The organism is Pseudomonas sp. LBUM1641 (assembly GCF_059716235.1).
Genome location: NZ_CP166815.1, coordinates 1,701,777 through 1,721,001 on the forward strand (window position 1 = coordinate 1,701,777; position 19,225 = coordinate 1,721,001).

20 protein-coding genes are annotated in these 19,225 nt (G+C 57.7%); 13 read left to right on the plus strand and 7 right to left on the minus strand.

Annotated features, from left to right (window positions below):
• Positions 1 to 11: 11 nt before the first annotated feature.
• A complete protein-coding gene (locus tag ACA046_RS07805) occupies positions 12 to 935 on the minus strand; it encodes a PA3225 family LysR-type transcriptional regulator (RefSeq protein ID WP_459026844.1) in 924 nt (307 codons plus the stop codon).
• A gap of 49 nt (positions 936 to 984) precedes the next feature.
• Between ACA046_RS07805 and ACA046_RS07810 the strand changes: the two genes are divergently transcribed.
• The 5 genes from ACA046_RS07810 to ACA046_RS07830 all read left to right on the plus strand — a co-directional run bounded on the left by ACA046_RS07810 (position 985) and on the right by ACA046_RS07830 (position 4,601).
• On the plus strand, positions 985 to 1,299 hold the full coding sequence (locus ACA046_RS07810) for a 3-phosphoglycerate kinase (RefSeq protein ID WP_459026846.1): 315 nt from the start codon (positions 985 to 987) through the stop codon (positions 1,297 to 1,299).
• A 151-nt stretch (positions 1,300 to 1,450) separates the two neighbouring features.
• Positions 1,451 to 2,050, plus strand: coding sequence for an FMN-dependent NADH-azoreductase (locus ACA046_RS07815; protein WP_459026848.1), 600 nt, complete (start codon positions 1,451 to 1,453; stop codon positions 2,048 to 2,050).
• Between the two features lie 203 nt (positions 2,051 to 2,253).
• A complete protein-coding gene (locus ACA046_RS07820) occupies positions 2,254 to 3,123 on the plus strand; it encodes a carboxylate/amino acid/amine transporter (RefSeq protein WP_459026850.1) in 870 nt (289 codons plus the stop codon).
• Positions 3,124 to 3,264: 141 nt separating this feature from the next.
• Positions 3,265 to 4,236: a hypothetical protein gene (locus ACA046_RS07825; protein ID WP_497676225.1), complete on the plus strand. Its 972-nt coding sequence runs from the start codon at positions 3,265 to 3,267 to the stop codon at positions 4,234 to 4,236.
• 2 nt (positions 4,237 to 4,238) lie between these two features.
• Entirely contained in the window at positions 4,239 to 4,601 is a 363-nt protein-coding gene (locus ACA046_RS07830; RefSeq protein ID WP_497676226.1) for a hypothetical protein, read from the plus strand.
• A 47-nt stretch (positions 4,602 to 4,648) separates the two neighbouring features.
• On the opposite strand, the gene ACA046_RS07835 is transcribed toward ACA046_RS07830, so the two are convergent.
• Positions 4,649 to 5,947 (minus strand): mechanosensitive ion channel family protein, encoded by a 1,299-nt coding sequence (locus ACA046_RS07835; protein ID WP_459026856.1) that lies wholly within the window; start codon positions 5,945 to 5,947, stop codon positions 4,649 to 4,651.
• A 193-nt stretch (positions 5,948 to 6,140) separates the two neighbouring features.
• Here ACA046_RS07835 and ACA046_RS07840 point away from each other — a divergent pair, with 193 nt between their 5' ends.
• Entirely contained in the window at positions 6,141 to 7,487 is a 1,347-nt protein-coding gene (locus ACA046_RS07840; RefSeq protein WP_459026858.1) for a DEAD/DEAH box helicase, read from the plus strand.
• A gap of 46 nt (positions 7,488 to 7,533) precedes the next feature.
• On the opposite strand, the gene ACA046_RS07845 is transcribed toward ACA046_RS07840, so the two are convergent.
• The gene (locus ACA046_RS07845) at positions 7,534 to 7,809 is read right to left on the minus strand and encodes a hypothetical protein (protein ID WP_457347187.1); all 276 of its coding nucleotides are present in this window, start codon (positions 7,807 to 7,809) and stop codon (positions 7,534 to 7,536) included.
• A gap of 154 nt (positions 7,810 to 7,963) precedes the next feature.
• Here ACA046_RS07845 and ACA046_RS07850 point away from each other — a divergent pair, with 154 nt between their 5' ends.
• Positions 7,964 to 8,353 carry a transcriptional regulator gene (locus ACA046_RS07850; RefSeq protein ID WP_497676227.1) on the plus strand — a complete coding sequence of 130 codons (390 nt, stop codon included), beginning with the start codon at positions 7,964 to 7,966 and terminating at the stop codon, positions 8,351 to 8,353.
• Between the two features lie 3 nt (positions 8,354 to 8,356).
• Here the strand turns inward: ACA046_RS07850 and ACA046_RS07855 are convergent, their stop codons facing one another.
• The 3 genes from ACA046_RS07855 to ACA046_RS07865 form a co-directional block, all read right to left on the minus strand.
• Positions 8,357 to 9,223, minus strand: a complete 867-nt coding sequence (locus ACA046_RS07855) for a DUF6279 family lipoprotein (protein ID WP_497676228.1) — start codon at positions 9,221 to 9,223, stop codon at positions 8,357 to 8,359.
• Between the two features lie 66 nt (positions 9,224 to 9,289).
• On the minus strand, positions 9,290 to 10,015 hold the full coding sequence (locus ACA046_RS07860; RefSeq protein ID WP_003210721.1) for a TorF family putative porin: 726 nt from the start codon (positions 10,013 to 10,015) through the stop codon (positions 9,290 to 9,292).
• A 206-nt stretch (positions 10,016 to 10,221) separates the two neighbouring features.
• Positions 10,222 to 10,401: a PFL_1563 family small protein gene (locus ACA046_RS07865; RefSeq protein WP_003210722.1), complete on the minus strand. Its 180-nt coding sequence runs from the start codon at positions 10,399 to 10,401 to the stop codon at positions 10,222 to 10,224.
• Between the two features lie 324 nt (positions 10,402 to 10,725).
• Between ACA046_RS07865 and ACA046_RS07870 the strand changes: the two genes are divergently transcribed.
• The 3 genes from ACA046_RS07870 (at position 10,726) to ACA046_RS07880 (ending at position 13,754) form a co-directional block, all read left to right on the plus strand.
• Positions 10,726 to 11,562, plus strand: coding sequence for a CvfB family protein (locus ACA046_RS07870; protein WP_008438162.1), 837 nt, complete (start codon positions 10,726 to 10,728; stop codon positions 11,560 to 11,562).
• Positions 11,563 to 11,704: 142 nt separating this feature from the next.
• Positions 11,705 to 12,112, plus strand: a complete 408-nt coding sequence (locus ACA046_RS07875) for a DUF2177 family protein (protein WP_497677054.1) — start codon at positions 11,705 to 11,707, stop codon at positions 12,110 to 12,112.
• Positions 12,113 to 12,311: 199 nt separating this feature from the next.
• Positions 12,312 to 13,754: an NCS1 family nucleobase:cation symporter-1 gene (locus ACA046_RS07880; protein ID WP_497676229.1), complete on the plus strand. Its 1,443-nt coding sequence runs from the start codon at positions 12,312 to 12,314 to the stop codon at positions 13,752 to 13,754.
• Here the strand turns inward: ACA046_RS07880 and ACA046_RS07885 are convergent.
• Complete coding sequence (locus tag ACA046_RS07885; protein ID WP_497676230.1) at positions 13,666 to 14,874, minus strand: MFS transporter; 1,209 nt, start codon at positions 14,872 to 14,874, stop codon at positions 13,666 to 13,668. The genes ACA046_RS07880 and ACA046_RS07885 overlap by 89 nt on opposite strands.
• 104 nt (positions 14,875 to 14,978) lie before the next feature.
• On the opposite strand from ACA046_RS07885, the gene ptrR reads away from it, so the two are divergent.
• The 3 genes from ptrR to ACA046_RS07900 all read left to right on the plus strand — a co-directional run bounded on the left by ptrR (position 14,979) and on the right by ACA046_RS07900 (position 19,221).
• Positions 14,979 to 15,872: a putrescine utilization regulator PtrR gene (gene ptrR, locus ACA046_RS07890; protein ID WP_167662693.1), complete on the plus strand. Its 894-nt coding sequence runs from the start codon at positions 14,979 to 14,981 to the stop codon at positions 15,870 to 15,872.
• A gap of 137 nt (positions 15,873 to 16,009) precedes the next feature.
• Positions 16,010 to 16,132, plus strand: coding sequence for a PA1414 family protein (locus ACA046_RS07895; protein ID WP_003210728.1), 123 nt, complete (start codon positions 16,010 to 16,012; stop codon positions 16,130 to 16,132).
• A 989-nt stretch (positions 16,133 to 17,121) separates the two neighbouring features.
• Positions 17,122 to 19,221 (plus strand): NAD(P)-dependent oxidoreductase, encoded by a 2,100-nt coding sequence (locus ACA046_RS07900; protein ID WP_459026871.1) that lies wholly within the window; start codon positions 17,122 to 17,124, stop codon positions 19,219 to 19,221.
• Positions 19,222 to 19,225: the final 4 nt, after the last annotated feature.

The window sequence follows — 19,225 nt, forward strand, 5'->3', positions numbered from 1 at the left end:
GAACTCCTTGTTCAGGCTTGCTGCGGTGCGGCGAACGGCGCGTCCAGTGGGGCGGTGTCGAACGTGCGCAGCAATTCGACGAGAATTTGCGTGGCCGGGCCCAGGGGTTTGTCCTTGTTCGAGTAAAGATAGAAGGTCGGGTTGCGGCTGCCACCCCGTTCCAGGGGCAGTAGCTTTAGCAGGCCTTCCTTGAGTTCGCGTTCGATCAGGTGCCGGGGCAACCAGGCGAAGCCCAGGCCGCTGCTGACGAAGGTCGCGGCGGTGGGCAAGCTGCCGACGGTCCAGCGCTGTTCGGCACCGAGCCAGCCGACGTCCCGTGGCTGCTGGCGGCCGGAGTCGCGGATGACGACCTGCATGTGGCTTTCCAGGTCCTGGAAGCTCAGTTCGCGGTGCAGCCGATGCAGTGGGTGTTCCGGGTGGGCCACGGCGACAAATTCGACGTCGCTCATTTCTGTGCCCAGGTAACCGGGAATGATAAAGCTGCTGATGGCCAGATCGGCCATACCGTCTATCAACAGCTCTTCGACACCGGACAGCACCTCTTCACGCAGGCGCACCCGGCAGCCGCGGCTTTGCGGCATAAAGGCGGTAAGGGCGCGCACCAGGCGGGCGTTAGGGTAAGCGGCATCGACCACCAGCCGCACCTCGGCTTCCCAGCCTTGTTCCATATGATGGGCCAGGTCTTCCAGTTGGCTGGCGTTTTTCACCAGTTGCCGGGAGCGGCGCAGCAGTACTTCGCCGGCTTCGGTCAGTACCGCTTTGCGCCCGTCGATGCGCAGCAGCGGCACACCGAGTTGGTCCTGCATGCGGGCCACGGTGTAGCTTACCGAGGATTGCGAGCGGTGCAGCGCTTCGGCCGCTTGGGCGAAGCCGCCATGGTCGACCACGCCTTGCAGGGTGCGCCATTGATCGAGGGTAACGCGGGGCGCTTTCAAGATGAGCTCCTCTTGTCCTAAGCTGGCGGTCCTTATTGGAGACTGCCGAATGAGAAAATTCTGTTGTGTGCTGCTGGCGCTGCTGCCGTTGAGTGCGTTTGCATTCAGTACCGATGTGACGAAAGACATTCAGGGCGTGAAGATCGATTACCGCGCGTCGGACGTCGACAGCAATATCAGTTCGATCCAACTCACCAACTACGGCCCCAATGACGCGGAGTGCAAGGTACGCTTTACCAATGGTCCGGAAGCCCCGCGTACCCGCAAGGTCACGGTCGCAGCAGGGAAAACCACCAATACCACGGTCAATTTCAGCCGTGCCGTTATCAAGATGCGTATCCAGCTCACCTGCGCACCGAAATAAGGCAAAAGCGGAGGATGCCCACAGCAATACTCCGCTTATAAACAAATTTCTAGATGGGTTATAGCAATTTTTTACGCTTTTTAATCGAACGGGCTCTGATTAACCTTCACTCCATCGCCTTACAGCATTCACCGATGGAGCTTACATAATCATGGCCCGTGTTCTGATCATCGAAAGCAGCGCCCGTCAGCAGGACTCAATCTCCCGCCAACTGACCCAACAATTCGTCAGCCAATGGAAAGTCGCTCACCCGGCTGATCAAATCACCGTACGTGACCTCGCCATCAACCCGGTGCCGCACCTGGACGCCAACCTGCTGGGCGGCTGGATGAAACCTGCCGAACAGCGCAGCACGCTCGAACAGGCTTCCCTAGAGCGCTCCAACGAATTGACCGATGAGCTGCTGGCCGCCGATGTATTGGTCATGGCCGCGCCGATGTACAACTTCGCGATTCCGAGCACCCTGAAAGCCTGGCTCGACCATGTGCTGCGTGCCGGTGTGACCTTCAAGTACACCGCCACCGGCCCGCAGGGCCTGCTGACCGACAAGCGCGCCTTTGTGCTGACTGCCCGCGGCGGCATTCATGCTGGCGGCAGCACCGACCACCAGGAACCGTACCTGCGTCAGGTCATGGGCTTTATCGGCATCCACGACGTCACGTTCATTCATGCCGAAGGGGTGAATCTGGGCGGTGATTTCCAGGAAAAAGGCGTGAACCAGGCCAAGGCGCTGCTCGCCCAAGTGGCGTGAGATGTTAATCGTCAGATAATCGCCCGCTGTTTAGATAGCTCCACGCAACCCTTCAAGTACGCGTATCGAACCTCCCTTTGCACTTTTTGCTCCTGAGTGCTCCCGCCCGACTGACGCTTTTAGCGAGGTCGGGTTTTTTTTGCCTTGAGTTTCGTAAAGCCCGGAAAACCGCTAATGTCGCGCCCATTCAAAATGAGGCGAGCATGGGCTATCTACTTGTTGTGACGCTGATCCAGGCGTTTTCCTTCAGCTTGATCGGCGAATACCTGGCCGGTCACGTCGACAGTTACTTCGCGGTGCTGGTGCGCGTGCTGTTGGCCGGGCTGGTGTTTATCCCGCTGACCCGCTGGCGCTCGGTAGAACCGGCGTTCATGCGCGGCATGCTGTTGATCGGCGCGCTGCAGTTTGGCGTGACTTACGTGTGTCTGTATTTGAGCTTCAGAGTACTGACGGTGCCGGAGGTGTTGCTGTTCACCATCCTGACGCCGTTGCACGTGACCCTGATCGAAGACGCCTTGAACCGCCGCTTCAATCCGTGGGCGCTGGTGGCCGCATTGGTAGCGGTGACGGGAGCGGCGGTGATCCGCTTTGACCAGATCACCCCGAACTTCTTCGTGGGCTTCCTGCTGCTGCAACTGGCCAACTTCACCTATGCCGCCGGGCAGGTGCTCTATAAGCACTTGGTGGCCCGCCATCCGAGTGATCTGCCGCACTACCGGCGGTTTGGTTACTTCTACCTTGGTGCCTTGGCGGTGGCGTTGCCGGCGTTCCTGATGTTCGGCAAGGCCAACTTCTTGCCGGAAGCGCCGTTGCAATGGGGCGTTTTGGTGTTCCTCGGGCTGGTCAGCACGGCACTGGGCATGTACTGGTGGAACAAGGGCGCGTGCATGGTCAACGGCGGCACATTGGCGGTGATGAACAACCTGCATGTGCCAGTGGGGCTGCTGCTGAATTTGCTGATCTGGAATCAGCACGAGCCGTTGGGCAGGCTGTTCCTGGGTGGCTCGGTGATCCTGGCGGCGGTGTGGATCAGCCGGTTGGGCATAAAGTCGTCCGGCAGTTTGGCTCGTTAACTCGAGGTGTTTTTGTAGGCCATGATCACTTGCTGAGTAGGTGATTTTCCAAATGTGATTTCACCTTTCCAGGCTTGTGTCCCGGGCGTACTCGCCTGCTTATATTCCGACGCCATATTCATTACATCAGGGATGTAAGTTATGGCGCAGGGATACATCAATGAGCGCACCACGGACTACCTCAGTTTGAAGTCCCGGTTGCTGACCGGGTCCAATCGGCAACGCTCCGATCAATTCGATGCGCTGAATCTGCATTTGCGCCAGGACCTGCTGGTAACGCCGGGACAGATGGTGATCATTCCAGACGACTACGGTGTGGCGTGTACCGCCGACGATGCGTGGTTGATGCGCCATGCCCAAGAGATTCGCCGCAATCTGGAACTGGACGCATCGTCGGGGGCGGCGGTGATCAATAACTATGACTTGTTGCAAAGTTTGCTGGGGTACACCTCGATTGGCATCGGCAGTGCGGCGTCTGCCTGGGGGCGGCATTTGGATGAGGTCAAGCACACGCTGGAAGCGATTGAACGGTTGCATCAGCACCTAAAGAGTGGTGCTTTGAACAAGGACGTGTTTATCCAGCAACGGCAAATGTTATTCCGTCGTTTGGATGCTCAACTGCAAGGCGCGGCGCGGTTGGGTACCAGCCTGCAAACGAATAAGTCGCTGAAGAAAGTGTTGGGGATTTCCACCAAGAGCTATTTGCACAAGAGTGAAATCGTCGGGTATACGCAGCGGATTCGCAGTATTGCTGAAACGTCGGAATTTTTGGGCAAGGGGACTTATATAGGTTTAGCGTTGGATGTTGGCGTGACGGGGTTAGAGATTAAAGAGGCGTGCATGCAAGGGCGGGAAGCGCAGTGCACTCGGGCGAAGTATGTGGAGGGGGGGAAGTTGGTGGGTGGTGTGGTGGGAGCAGCACGAGGCGGAATTGCTGGCGCTGAGGCTGCGCGGCGTGTTTGCAGCTTGGTCCTGGGAGTGGTTCTGAAGGGCGCTGGAAAGCTTGCTTGCGGGATAGTGGGCGGAGCGGCTGGAGGTTATGCGGGAGGTAGCCTTCTAGGGGCAGGTGGAGAAGAGGTAGGCGATCTTATGTATGAATCAGTAGGGCAATAATCATGTCCCTGGGTATTGCCTTCGTAATAGTTCTGTTCATTGAGGCCTTAGTCATGTTGGGCGCAGACCTGTTTGTCAAATACAAAAAACTGGATGAGCTGGAAAGCTATTTTAGTGAAAACGAAGCCATTCAGCGCAACAAGCGTTTCTGGCGAAAAAATCGACTGATCGATAAAACTATGCGTTTGAGCGTGATTATTGGTTTTCTGATGCAACCTCAAGCTCATATTAAAGCTGGGGAGGTTACTGCGAAGGAGCTGGCGTCAGTTCCTTTTGCCCTAAGACGTTGGGCAACCTGGCCGTTTTACTTTGGGATCGCTTGGCTCCTGGCTTGCTGCATCGGGCTTGTTTGGCAAAAATGGTGACGCCCGTGGCGAGGGGGCGGCCCTCTCGCCACGGCATGCCGACCTAATTAGCCACGACGTAACTCAACCTCTGGCAAATGACTGGCCCCCAGCACCGCCGGCAACATCCCCGCCCGCAAGTCACCGCCACTCGGCTGCTGGTACAGGCTCAAGCCAAATTCCGGCAGCACCGCCAGCAGGTAATCGAAGATATCGCCCTGGATCCGCTCGTAGTCGGCCCATGCGGTGGTGCGGGTGAAGCAGTAGATCTCCAGCGGAATGCCCTGGGCCGTGGTCTGCATCTGCCGCACCATGCAGGTCATGTTCGGCTGGATTTCCGGATGGCTTTTCAAATAGGCCAACGCATACGCGCGGAACGTGCCGATATTGGTCATGCGCCGGCGGTTGGCCGACATCGCGGCGACATTCCCCTGGGCTTCGTTCCAGGCTTGGAGTTCGGCCTTCTTGCGGCTCATGTAGTCGGTCAGCAGGTGTACCTGGGTGAGCTTCAGCTCTTCGTCGTCGCGGATGAAACGCACGCCGCTGGCGTCGATATACAGGCTGCGCTTGATCCGCCGGCCGCCTGAGGCCTGCATGCCGCGCCAGTTCTTGAACGACTCGGACATCAAGCGCCAGGTGGGAATCGAGACGATGGTCTTGTCGAAGTTCTGCACTTTGACGGTGTGCAGGGTGATGTCCACCACGTCACCGTCGGCGCCGACCTGGGGCATTTCGATCCAGTCGCCGACCCGCAGCATGTCGTTGCTGGTCAATTGCACGCTGGCGACGAACGACAGCAGGGTGTCCTTGTAGACCAACAGAATCACCGCCGACATTGCACCCAGGCCGGAAAGCAGCAGCAGCGGCGAGCGGTCGATCAGCGTGGCGACGATGATGATTGCGCCAAACACGAACAACACCATTTTCGCCAACTGCACGTAGCCCTTGATCGAGCGGGTGCGGGCGTGTTCGGTACGGGCGTAGATGTCCAGCAGGGCGTTGAGCAGGGCGCTGATCGCCAGCACCATGAACAGGATGGTGAACGCCAGGGCGACATTGCCGATGAACAGGGTGGCGGTCTTGCTGAGGTCCGGCACCAGGTAAAGGCCGAACTGGATTACCAGTGACGGCGTCATCTGCGCCAGGCGGTGGAAGACTTTGTTGTGTCGCAGGTCGTTGAGCCAGTGCAGCGCGGGTTGCCGGCCCAGCAACTTGACGGCGTGAAGGATGAGGTAGCGAGCCACTCGTCCGAGCAGCAATGCCACCACCAGCAACACCATCAGCGCCAGGCTGGAATGCAACAACGGGTGCTCGTCGAGGGTGCCCCAAAGGTCTTTGACGTTGAGCCAGAGCTGTTTGATATCCATGGGTAAACGCGATTCTTCTGTAGGACGTGACGGGGCGATTAGAGCATTTAAGTCAGTCAAAGTTGTCGTTGTGGACAAATTCCCTGACAAAAAAGCGGCTGATTAACGCAGTTCGCGTAAAGAAACTCGGCCTGAGCGCCCGAAACCGTTACCCTATGCAGCTGTTTTTTTGTATTTCTTCGAGGTAGCACCCGTGTTTTCCCAATTCGCCCTGCACGAACGCCTGCTCAAAGCCGTGGCCGAGCTTAAATTTGTCGAGCCAACGCCTGTGCAAGCAGCGGCCATCCCGCTCGCGCTCGAAGGGCGTGACCTGCGGGTGACGGCTCAAACCGGGAGTGGCAAGACCGCCGCTTTCGTCCTGCCGATTCTTAACCGTCTGATCGGCCCGGCGAAAGTCCGCGTCAGCATCAAGACCCTGATCCTGCTGCCAACCCGCGAACTGGCCCAGCAGACCTTGAAGGAAGTGGAGCGCTTCTCGCAGTTCACGTTCATCAAGTCCGGCCTGATCACCGGGGGCGAAGACTTCAAGGTCCAGGCCGCCATGCTGCGCAAGGTGCCGGATATCCTGATCGGCACTCCGGGCCGGATGATCGAGCAACTGAACGCTGGCAACCTGGACCTCAAGGAAGTTGAAGTCCTGGTGCTCGACGAAGCCGACCGCATGCTCGACATGGGCTTTGCCGACGACGTGCAGCGCCTGGTGCAAGAGTGCGTGAACCGCCAGCAGACCATGCTGTTCTCGGCCACCACCGGTGGTTCGACCCTGCGCGATATGGTCGCCAAGGTCCTGAACAACCCTGAGCACTTGCAGGTCAACAACGTCAGCGACCTGAACTCGACCACCCGTCAACAGATCATCACCGCTGACCACAACGTGCACAAAGAACAGATCCTTAACTGGTTGCTGGCCAACGAGACCTATCAGAAGGCTATCGTGTTCACCAACACCCGGGCCATGGCCGACCGCATCTACGGTCGCCTGGTAGCTCAGGAGTACAAGGCGTTCGTCCTGCACGGTGAGAAAGACCAGAAGGACCGCAAGCTGGCCATCGACCGCCTCAAGCAAGGCGGCGTGAAGATCCTGGTCGCCACCGACGTTGCCGCCCGCGGCCTGGACGTGGATGGCCTGGACATGGTGATCAACTTTGATATGCCCCGCAGCGGCGACGAATACGTACACCGTATCGGTCGTACCGGGCGTGCCGGCAACGATGGCCTGGCGATCTCACTGATCTGCCATGGTGACTGGAACCTGATGTCGAGCATCGAGCGCTACTTGAAGCAGTCGTTCGAGCGCCGCACCATCAAGGAAGTCAAAGGCACTTACAGCGGGCCGAAGAAGGTCAAGGCATCGGGCAAGGCTGTTGGCGTGAAGAAGAAAAAAGTCGACGCCAAGGGCGAGAAGAAGAAGGCCGGCGCCAAGTCGCCGACCAAGCGCAAGATTGCCAACCGCCCGAAGACCGACAACCTGTCGTTGGTCAGCAAGGATGGCATGGCGCCTCTGAAGCGCCGCAAGCCGGAAGCTCCGGCTGCCGAGTAAGGCTTTAGCCACAAAAAAACCGGACGATGTCCGGTTTTTTTTTGCCTCAATTTTTGGCTTTTGCAGCGGCCTCGTCCATTTCCTTGAGGCGCTGGTCGATCAGTTGGCACTTGTCGGGCAGGTCTGCGCTGGCGGTTTCCAGCTTCATGTTCTGCAGCTCTTCGTTGATCTCCTTGGCCTTCTCAGGATTCTGTTGGGTGAGCTTGGTCACCTCCTTGGCCAGTTGCTCACGTTTGGCAGTGGCTTCTTCCAGCGTGCAGGCCCAGGCGGGCAGGGCGGCGAGCAGTGTGGCGGCGACGGCCACGTTCAGCAGGGTTTTCATTGTTCGGACCTCCATGGCGATGATGTCCGGTTGAGGGCCGCAAGCGCTGAAAAGTTCAGCGAAATTGCGCCTGTCCGCTAGGCTGAACGGACGATGGGTCCGGCATGTCACACCTTTGAAGGGCCTATTTCGTGTGCCTTCAGGAGGAATCAGGATGACGACTTACGATTGGGATTTGATCGAACGCTTGCTGCATGAGGTACAGAACGGTGGCGCCAGCTTCGCCCCGCGCAAATATGCCGAAGAGGAAGCGACTAAAAGGGCTGCCGCCGGAGAGCGCATCGGTAATCTCGATGAGTTTAAAAAGCTTGCAGCAGATTACGAGGCGTTATTGTTCAAGCACGGCTTTATTGAGTCGAGGTCAGAGGAAGAGTGCGGCAATGGTGAGAATTTCAAATTAACCCCGCGCGGCTCACAGTTGCTGAGCCTGATCGACAGCTGCATTCCCGGCGATAATCACCCGCGCCAGGTGCTGGACGAGCAGGCGGATGCGCTGGATCCGGCGACGTTTGATGAAGTGTCGTCGAAAGCACAGATTGCCTGATGACTACGGGGTGCCAGCCTTCAGGCATTTAAGGGCTTTGAAGTCGCTGCGCACCTTGTCGATCTTCTGTGTCAGCTTCTGGCGTTGCTGCACGGTGCTTTCAGCCATCAAATCGACGATCAGGCTGCGGGCGGCAGTTTCGGTCTGGGCGTAGGCCTGGCGATATTCCGGCGTCCACAGGCTTTCGCGGTCCACCAGCAGTTGCTCGATCTTCTGGGGGAAGTCGCTGTTGTGGCGGTCTTTGACCGCTGCGATAAAGAGGGTTTGCCAGTGGGCGCGGTTGCCAATCCATTGTTGGTTCTGCTCACCCAAGGCGATCGACCAGGCGGTGACGCGATTCTGCTGGCTGGCGCTTAGCGGGCCGAGCCAGGCATCGAGGCGCTTGTTCATGCGCTCGGCGCGTTCCTTGATCTGCTGCTCGAGGGGTGGTTTCAGGTACTCGTCCTGACGCTTGCGAAGGTCCTTGGCGAATGCTTGCTCCATATCCCGTACTTGCTGGTCGTCCAGCCCCTGCAATAATTCGACGGCGGATGGCGTGATTGCGCGGGCGCTTTCGGCAATGGCTTGCTTGGCCTCGGCGGTGCGGGTTTGCAGGGCGGCGTCGGTGACCTGGTTGTTGTCGACCATCTGTTGCAGGCGGTCGAGCCAGTCCAGGTAACCCGGCAATTGCGTGGTGCAATGCCAGGCCAGGTGTTCCTTGAGTGTATCGTTGAACCAGCTCTTTTGCCCGGCATTCATGTCCAGGTAGTCGCTGAGGGTCCAGGGGATGATCACATCCAGATTCCGATAAGCCAGGCCTACCCGATTGCAGCCGGCGAGCACCAGGCTGAGGGTCAGCAACATCACCAGAAGTTTTAAGCGACGCAGCATGGGCGAGTCCTTGCGCAGACGAGGTTATTGCATCTGAACCCGTCAGTGCAGCGACAGTTCAGCTCATCAATAAAACGCCCGCTCTGCTTTCAGGGTCAATAGTCCGTCGCATTGCGAGTTGTGTCCGGAGTAAGCCGAGCAATCGCCGCCGCTGAGGCTGGAATCGCTGTAGATCAGGTTCAGGTCGACGCCCATCCACGGCCGGGAGAATTGCACCGACCAATCGCTGAAACTGCGGATGGAGCTGCCATCGGCGACCGAGACCGGCGTGCCCAACTGGTGGGTGGTGTACTTCATGCTGACGCCGATGCCGAAAGGCTTGGTGCCGCCGAGGTCGGCAAACAAGGTGCTGTCCTGGCGGTCCGGGTCGTTGCTGAAGGACGCGCCGAAGCGGTTGCCCAGCAAGGTCAGGCCGCCGTAGAACTCCTGGCTGTCGAGTGGGCTCAGCTTGGGATAGCTGTAGTGAATCATCCCCAGTTCATAACCCAGGGTCTGGTCAAAGGGCCGCTTGAAGCCCAGGTAGGAATCGACTTCCAGGTTGCTGGTAGGGGAAATCCCCATGCTCGGTGAGAATTGGCCGAGATACAGGCCGCTGCCGTGGCTCAGGTCGAGTCCGCCGTGGAACGAGTCGCTCCCGGGTGCGGTGGGTTTTACCAGGCCTTGGGCCATGCTGCGGCTGGGCGTGGTGCCCAATTTAAGGTCGAAGTCACCCAATTCACGCTGGAAAACCTGCGCTTCGGCGAGGGGGCTGGCCAACAAGGCACCGGCCAGGAAAATGCAGGATTTGAGCATGCTTCACTCCATGAAAAGCGAGGAGCAGTAACGGGAAATATCAGGCAAATGCCCGATCTAGACGTGTGCAAGCATACCGGCGATGGTTCGCAGATGAAGCCCGTTCGTCGATTGGTGTTAAAGGGGGTGGATCAGGGGGTGTTACGGGCTCTAGTCCTAGCGCCTTGAAAGGCAAAGCGCTTAGGGACCAGGTGTGATGCGCGGTATTACTTTTTACCCAGGGTGATCTGCTTGGACGGGCCGAAAGTCTGGCCGCTTACGCCTTTGGCAATTTGCTGGATTTCGCCGCCCTGCTTGAGGAATGCAGCAATTTGGCTGTTGATCGATTCGCTGGTTTCAACGGCGGGAGCTGGCTTTGCTTTGCTGTTGGATGCTTTTACGCGCATGGCGGCCACTAACCTGTAGAAAATTAACTTGGCCATGCATCGTACATGAAATGCTTGACAATTGCTTGGCAAATATCCCCCTGAAATATACAGAGGGTTTATGAATCGCCCGAAATTTGTGATTGAAATAGTCACCTAACTCGCTGTTTTAACTACAAACCCAGGGGAAAAACAGGCCGTAGGCACCGGCAGAATTCAGGTGGCTGATCTGACGAGCGGGGCGCTGCCCGGCAAACCCGTGATTTTTCAGGCCTGTGCGCCGCTACACGGGACCGCCGCCGCCAACTCGGGTAGAATGCCGCCCACGCAATGAGGGTATTTGAGATGGCTTTAGTCGGGCGCTACAACAGCTTGCAAGTGGTTAAACACACTAACTTTGGTTTGTACCTGGATGGTGATCAAGAGGGCGAAATCCTCTTGCCCAACCGTTATATCCCCAAAGATATTCCCAGTGAAGATGAAGACTGGCTCAACGTTTTTATTTATCTGGACAGCGATGACAAACTTATCGCGACCACCGAAAAACCAAAAGTACAGGTGGGTGAATTTGCCAGTCTGAAAGTGGTTGAAGTCAACAGCATCGGTGTATTCCTCGATTGGGGCCTGCCCAAGGATTTGCTGCTGCCTTACTCCGAAGAAAAGCGCCAGTTGACCGCCGGTGAATATTGCGTGGTACACGTGTACCTCGACAAACACACCAAGCGCATCACCGCCACCGCGCGCCTTGACCGTTACCTGGACAAGACTCCGGCCACCTATAAGGTTGGCCAGGAAGTCGACCTGCTGGTGGCCGAGGCTACCGACATGGGCTTCAAGGCCATTATCAACAATAAGCACTGGGGCCTGATCCACAAGAACGAAGTGTTCAAGTTCCTGCGCCCGGGCAAGGAAGAGAAAGGCTTCATCAAGGAAATCCGCGCCGACGGCAATATCAGCCTGAGCCTGCAGCCGGTGGGTGAAGAGGCGGCCTCCAGCCTGAACTCGAAGATCCTCGCCAAGTTGCGTGACAACAACGGCACCCTGCCGGTCAGCGATAAAAGCGATCCGGCACTGATCAGCAGTTTGTTCGGTGTCAGCAAAGGCAACTTCAAGAAGGCCATCGGCGCCCTCTACAAGCAGGGTCAGATTGTGATCCACGCGGATCGCATTGAACTAAGCTGATCGCGGTTTGCTCTTTTGTAGGAGCGAGGGGGACGCCTAGTTCTTGCTCGCGAAGAACGTCAAGGCAACGTGTTCATTCAGACTGGGCGCGTTATCGTTGACGACCATCGCGAGCAAGCTCGCTCCTACAAGGGTCACGACGATGTCCAGGAAAACACTCTTCGCCTACCTTGGCACTTTGCTCGCCTTTCTGATCCTTGACGGCCTGTGGCTCGGCGTCCTTATGGGGCCGACCTACAAAGCGCTGCTCGGCCCCCTGATGCTTGATCAGCCGCGCCTGTTCCCGGCTGTGGCGTTCTATCTCCTCTATGTATTCGGTTGCCTGGTGTTTGTCGTCCTTCCGGCTTTGGCGAGCGGCGGCTGGCAACGTGCCGCGCGGCTTGGCGCGTTGCTGGGGCTGGTGGCTTACGGCACCTATGACTTGAGCAATTGGGCGACCTTGCAAGGATGGTCTGCCGGGCTGGCCGTCATGGACGTCGCTTGGGGCACCTTTCTGAGTGCGGTTTGCTGCACCGTGGGCTATCAATGTGCACGCAGGGTGCACAATTGATTGTGTACAGGAATCATCTGCACCATCCCTGAGCGAAGCGGCACTGCCTATCTCCGGATAGTCCCGCGTGCCAGAGGGATTGTGCCGAGTTTCATTCCATTGGCACGCATTCTGCTCATCAACTCGTATACAAACCATGCCGCCTCCCGTACGCACTCCCGTCGCGGGTGGCAGGCCGGTATTTACGAGGAGCCCTGCGATGACCGAACAATTGCCCAAAGGCTACAGCCCGCGCCTGTACAACCAAGACCTGGGACCGCTGCCGCAAAAGTGGAACTGGTACAACATCTTCGCCTTCTGGATGAGCGACGTGCACAGCGTCGGCGGTTACGTATTCGCCGCCAGCCTGTTTGCCCTGGGGCTGGCGAGTTGGCAAGTATTGATCGCCTTGCTCGCCGGGATCTGCATTGTGCAATTGATCGCCAACCTGGTGGCCAAACCGAGCCAACAGGCGGCGGTACCGTACCCGGTGATCTGCCGGCTGGCCTTTGGTGTATTCGGTGCAAATATTCCGGCAGTGATTCGCGGCTTGATTGCGGTGGCCTGGTACGGAATCCAGACGTACCTGGCATCCAGCGCACTGATCATTGTGGTGCTGCGCTTTTTCCCACAGATGGCGGTATACGCAGAGCCGCATTTTGCCGGTCTGTCGTACCTGGGTTGGTTCGGTTTCCTCAGCCTGTGGACGCTCCAGGCGCTGGTGTTCTGGGCCGGTATGGAATCCATCCGTCGTTTCATCGACTGGGCGGGGCCCATTGTCTATGCGGTGATGTTTGTCCTGGCCGGCTGGATCGTCTGGAAGGCGGGCTGGGCGAATATCAGCTTCACCCTGGCGGAAAAGTCGCTGTCAGGCTGGCAGGCGTTTGGCCAAATCATCGTGGCGACGGCATTGGTGGTCTCGTACTTTTCCGGGCCGACCTTGAATTTCGGTGATTTCAGCCGCTACTGCCGCACGATGAAGGATGTACGTCGCGGAAACTTCTGGGGCTTGCCGGTAAATTTCCTGGCGTTCTCCCTGGTTACCGTGGTGATCGTCTCGGGCACCTTGCCGGTGTTCGGCGAAATGCTCCACGACCCGATTGCTACCGTCTCGCGCATCGACAACGACATGGCTGTGCTGCTGGGGGCGTTCGCCTTCGTCACCGCGACCATCGGCATCAATATCGTGGCGAACTTCGTCTCGCCGGCCTTTGACTTTGCCAACGTGGCACCCAGCAAAATCAGCTGGCGCGCCGGCGGGATGATTGCGGCGGTAGCCTCGATCTTCATCACTCCGTGGAACCTGTTCAACAACCCGTTGATGATCCACTACACCCTCGACATCCTCGCGGCGTTTATCGGGCCGTTGTTCGGGATTCTGCTGGTGGATTTCTATCTGATCAAAAAGCAGAAGATCGATGTGGACGCGCTGTTCGATGACAGCCCGAGCGGGCGCTACTACTTTGACGGCGGCGTGAACTGGACGGCGGTCAAGGCACTGGTGCCCGCGACGCTGGTGGGCGTCGCGATCACCTTTACCCCGGCGCTGCAGGGCATGGCCAACTTCGCCTGGTTTACCGGCTGCTTCCTGGGTGGGCTGTTTTTCCTGGTGTTGGCGCGGCGTGAACAGGTTCGTGCGCCTGCACCGATGGTTGCCGGCTGACCAGTACCGAGCCCGCCACTAATAAACCGGCGCCGGCGACCACCAGCGCCGGTTGCAGGCCACCACTGAGGTGGCTGCTGACCGACGCCAGCAACGGCCCGCTCAATTGGCCGATTGCAAAGCTGGCGGTCAGCAACCCGGTGCTGCGCTGGTAGCCGTGGGGGGCGACCTCACGCAAGCGCGCCATCACCAGTTGCATGCACGCCAGGAATGGCCCACCGCACAGCAACACCCCCAGCGCCAGGCCCCACCCGTTGCCCAACAGGCAGGCAAACACCCCGGCCGCTTGCAGCCAAAGGGTGGTCATCAGCCAGCGGCGGGTGGTGTCCGGGTCCTTGCGGCGCAGGCTCGCGACCACCACGCCAATCGCGGCGGCCAGGCCAAAGCAGGGCCAAAACAGGTCTGCTTGCCAGGCGCCTTTGAATTGCGCGCTGGCCATCTGTGACAGGAACGTCGCCGGGATGATGTAGCCGAGGCCGTACAACACGTAGATCCAGCACAGGTGTGTGATGCTGCCGTTGCTCACCACCTCGGTGTGGCTGGCAACGGGCGCGTTGGCAGCGGAAGGCTTGGGCAGGAACGGCAGGATTGCCAGCAGCATGATCAGGGCGACCACGCCATACACCAGCCACAAAGTTGCAGAGTTTTGCCCCAACAGGTTGGAGCCCAACGCCAGCAACCCGGTCAACAGAATCCCCAGCCCCGGTCCGGCAAACACCAGTGCACCCAAGCGTGGGCGCCCGGCCGCAATGGCCAGCGGTTGGCTCAGGCTGGTGATCATCACCAACGCCCAAGCGCTCGCCACACCGGTACCGAAGCGCAACAGCAGGTGCGGCCAGAACCCGTGGGCCCAGTACGACGCCAGGGTCAGCAGCACACACAACCAAAGCCCACCGTATAAACGTCCGCGTACATGGTGATGGCTGCGGGCAAAGATCGAATCCACCGCCCCGACGAAATAACCCAGGTAGTTGGCCGCCGCGATCAATCCGGCGCCGGTCAGGTCGATCTGGCCTTCACTGAGCAAATGCGGCATTTGCGGGGTAAGCGCGAAGCGGCCAATGCCCATGGCCATCATCAAGGCGATAAAGCTGGCGATTAAGCGGATCAGCGGTGACATGGTCAAGGTTCCTACGGGAAGCGAGTAACCATCAGGCTAAAGCTGATTGACTTTCTTTAAAAATGAATAATAGTGAGTAACTTGTTCAGTTTTGGAGAAAGGTGATGGAGTTTAGTCAATTGCGGATTTTCCAGGCCGTGGCCGAGGAGGGCTCCATCACCCGCGCCGCCGAGCGTTTGCACCGGGTGCCGTCCAACTTGTCGACCCGACTTAAACAAATGGAAGAACAGCTCGGCGTCGAACTGTTCGTACGCGAGCGCCAACGTTTGCAGCTTTCTCCCGCAGGCAAAGTGCTGTTGGACTACAGCGCGCGCCTGCTGGCTCTGCACGACGAAGCCCATGGCGCGGTGCAAGGCGGTCAACCGGCCGGCGACTTTGTGCTGGGCAGCATGTACAGCACGGCGGCGATTCACTTGCCCAAGCTGCTGGCGCGTTACCACAAGGCGTATCCGATGGTGAACCTGCAGGTGCAGTCAGCCCCCAGCGGCGAACTGCTGGAAGGTTTGATTACCGGGCGTCTGGACGCCGCGCTGGTAGACGGGCCGCTGGCCCTGGCCACCCTCGATGGCGTGCCGCTGTGCGAAGAGCGGCTGCTGCTGATTTGCGAGGCCGATCACCCGCCCGTGCGTGGCCCGCAGGACGTGGCCGGCCGCTCGGTATTCACTTTCCGACGCAGCTGTTCCTACCGGGCGCGGCTGGAAGCCTGGTTTTCCCACGACCGTGTGGCCATGGGCCGGGCCATCGAAATCGAGTCCTACCAAGGCATGCTGGCCTGTGTGATCGCCGGTTCCGGCGTGGCATTGATGTCTGAATCGATGCTCGACAGCCTGCCGGGCAAGGACAGCGTGTCCATTCATCCGTTGGCAGAGCCTTTTGCCAGCGCTACCACTTGGTTGATGTGGCGCAAGGGCATGCTCGGCGCTAATCTCAATGCATGGATTGACCTGCAGCAAGAGGGCAAAGTCGTACCCGAAGCAGACAGACGAGCGATTGCTTGAACGATCCGTCAGGATTTTGATCAATTCAGTAATAGTTCGTTGTGGTTTCGTTCAAGCAATACGTAGGACTTAAGACTACTATCTGTAGGAAGCGGCCACAGAATTCCAGCCGCTCGGCATTACCCCAAGGGGGCACCATGAAAGAGAAACTGCAAAACTGGCTGCACGACCTCGGCGTCGCACTCGGCTTGATCGAGCCACCGCTGCAACCGGTGCCAATTCGCACCGATGACGAGCAGCGTCGCCCGCGTCGCAGGTAAGTCCTGAAAAGCGCTCTCGCGACTGTAGGTTTTATCGTGTGAGCGCTGACGGGCTGGTCATTTCCAGGGTGTATTCCTGTCACCTGAAGTGTTGCTTGCAGGTGTGATTTTTCTGCCAATCCAACAAAACGTATCTGTCTGACTGCGGAAGTATTCTGGTCGGACATTTCCTGTTGTTCTGTCGTTTCGATTATCTCAGCGCTCTATATTTCTGCCTTTCTTGAAGAAGTAAGCCGTCATATGTCGATGCTTGGCTCCAGCGTGGTTCGCAAGTGAAACGCGTGCTCTGGTTGGCGGCGCTGCTGACACTCCTGGGCGGTTGCGCACAGCCGCACACGTTTGACTCTAACAACCTGGGAGACATCGCCGTCTCCGGCTTCCAGTCCCAAGAGCCTGGTAGCTGCCGACCCTCCGACGTACCTCTCGACCAGAACCAGGTACTGAGCTTTTTCCAGCGCGCCATAACCATCGATAGCCGAGCGTTGCATGACGACTACGAATGGGCGCCTTGTTACCTTGAAGGCACATTGAAATACAGCGGGAAGGCCTGCACTTGGCAGGTGAGGGCGGGGGGCATTGGCGTGATTGCGTGCCCTGCGGCGGAGCAATATTTCGCCTGCAAAGAGTGCGACGATATGTTTTCAAGTGCAACGCACTAGCTCGGACAGGCAAAAAACGGTTGATCTGAACGATCGTTCGGATGGAAGCGTCTGCTTTCCGGAAAAGTTCTTCAAATATATCGTTTAATAGTTTCACTGTAATATGGATAAGTAGTCCGAGTTCGTGCGCGTCAGTCATGCTTTGGCGTTAACTGTCGGAATTGGACTACCTATTTGTCAGAGTCGGCTGGCTTATTTTATTTTAAAGACAAGCGTAGGTTGAGTTTCATCACGAAAAGATTTGTATCGTTTGCATTTATGCAATTCCCCAACTTTATTGAATTCCGCTCTCCGGGGCATAAGTCAGTCAGAATTGTTGGAGACAAAACTATGATGTTCTCTTCCGTTCCGCCAGTCGCCGCGTCACTCATCGCCACAACCGAGAATATTTTACATATCGCACCTGTGTCGAGAGGCTGGAAGGCTGACGCACCCAGCAACGTAGTGTTTTTCCCTCCGACATTAACCAAGCAAGTTCTGCTCTTACAGATTGGACTCCTGCGCCCATCAACGATCATTGTCGGGGACCAAACTATTGATGCAGATATCATTGCTCAATGGCGTATATCGCACCCATTTGGAGACCTCTACTTAGTCCGCAGAGGTGCGAGTCTGGATAAAGTGCGGCTGGATCTTTGCGAATCTAACAATATTCGAGTGGTCAATACACCAGGGGTTAATGCACCGCATGTTGCTGCTTATATTGCGCACTGGCTGACACAGGCCGATGGCTCCATACCCCGTGAAATCTGCGTGCTGGGATACGGCAATGTAGGGAAAGAGCTTGTTAAGTTGTTGCTTGATCGAGATCCGGATGTTCGGATTAAGGTGTTGGATCGACGCGATCGCGCGCCGGACAAGATCGGGAAAGCCTCTTCCAGTTGCAGAGTTTCATTTGTCGCAGACTGGCTCGAGGCGTTGCAGGGTGCCTATGCGGTCGCCATATGCTTGTCGTTGAATGATGAGTCCGCGCATTGCATTGATCGGACCCTCATTCAGTGTATGCCCAGACACGCTCGCCTGGTCTGTGTCGCCAAGCCAGATGTCTTTAGCGATGATGCTTTGCAGACTCTGGCAACGGCCGAAGACGTCCAACTGGTATTGGACTACGGGCCCAGGACACTGGATGCGTTTCGGGTGCGCACACAAGCGCTCGGTTGCAGTGTCTCCACATGGTACAAGCCGGCGACGCTGACGACACAGGCGGCAACCACTGAAGCCTGCCATTGCGACCTCGACTATGCGGTCTCAGTGCAACTGAGCTTGGTGGCCTTGCACGGCCTTGTCAGACGAAAACTTGCACACTCATTGATGATCCCCGCTGAGCAGGCAGAGGCCGGTGCACCGCGTGTGTCGATCATTGGCAGAGGTATCAACGGCCTGCTCCAAGCCGTGATGTTCCGCCTGGCGAATTATCAGGTCATGGTTTACGGAGGCAATCAGGAGCGGGATGGTGCCAGTCATAAGCAGGTGAACATGCGTCATTTGTCAGCAACGGAGACGACTGCAAAGCCGCTGCATAACGATTACCTGACTCCCGGAAATCAGCATCTGGCCGTTGAGTGCAATCGTGCAGGGATCGAGCTGTTTGAAAAGCTACTGGCTGACAACCCATCGCTGGCAAAATTTGCGCGCTCGCGGATTGTACGTGCCTATGTGGACGACGCCAGTAGCGTAGAGGCCGCGATCCAAGAGCAGCGCGATATTGAAAACAGCCCTTGGCCGAGTGGCAGGCCGGGATGTGAACTTGCAGAGATCAGCCAAATGCAATTCCAGTCACGTTATGGCGTTCCAGGGGTCGGTCGGGCTATTGAGATATCGGGCTACGATCTGGAATTTGGCGATCTTATGGCTGAAATGGAGACGCTTTTGCTGCGCTCTGGGGTTCGGTTCATGCCCCAGCACCTAAGCCCGGTCCAAATTGCTGATCTGAGTAGAGAGCACTTCGTCGTAACCGCCATGGGGGTAGAGGAGCCCGAAGTAGTCGCGATCATTGGCTGGTTTTTCAAACTTCGCGCCGTTGGTAATGAAGGTGTCGAAATGCGCGGACTCAAGCTGCAGTACGATCTGCCAATCGGTGTCATGAATTGCCGGTTGGACGGGGACTACATTCTTGTCTCCGGCGGGCAGGTTCCGCCCGATTCGACGCCGCAGTACAAGGAGCAGATACGGGCGGCGTGTCTGGCTGCTGTTTCTCGGCACTTTCCACAGTCCTACACCATGGCCATCGAACGTGGCGACTTGCAGCTTATTGAATGTGCCAGGCCCGGCACCGCAGATGGCCTTTCAATCGTTTATTGGTCGGCATACAACCGAATTGTCGCCGGGGCAACGTATGCCGCAGGCACGACCCAGGGATTGGTATGGGCGTCTTTGGTCCAGGAAGTCATCCAGGCAAGAGCGCCAGCAGTTTCGGCAATGTGGGGGTGAAAAA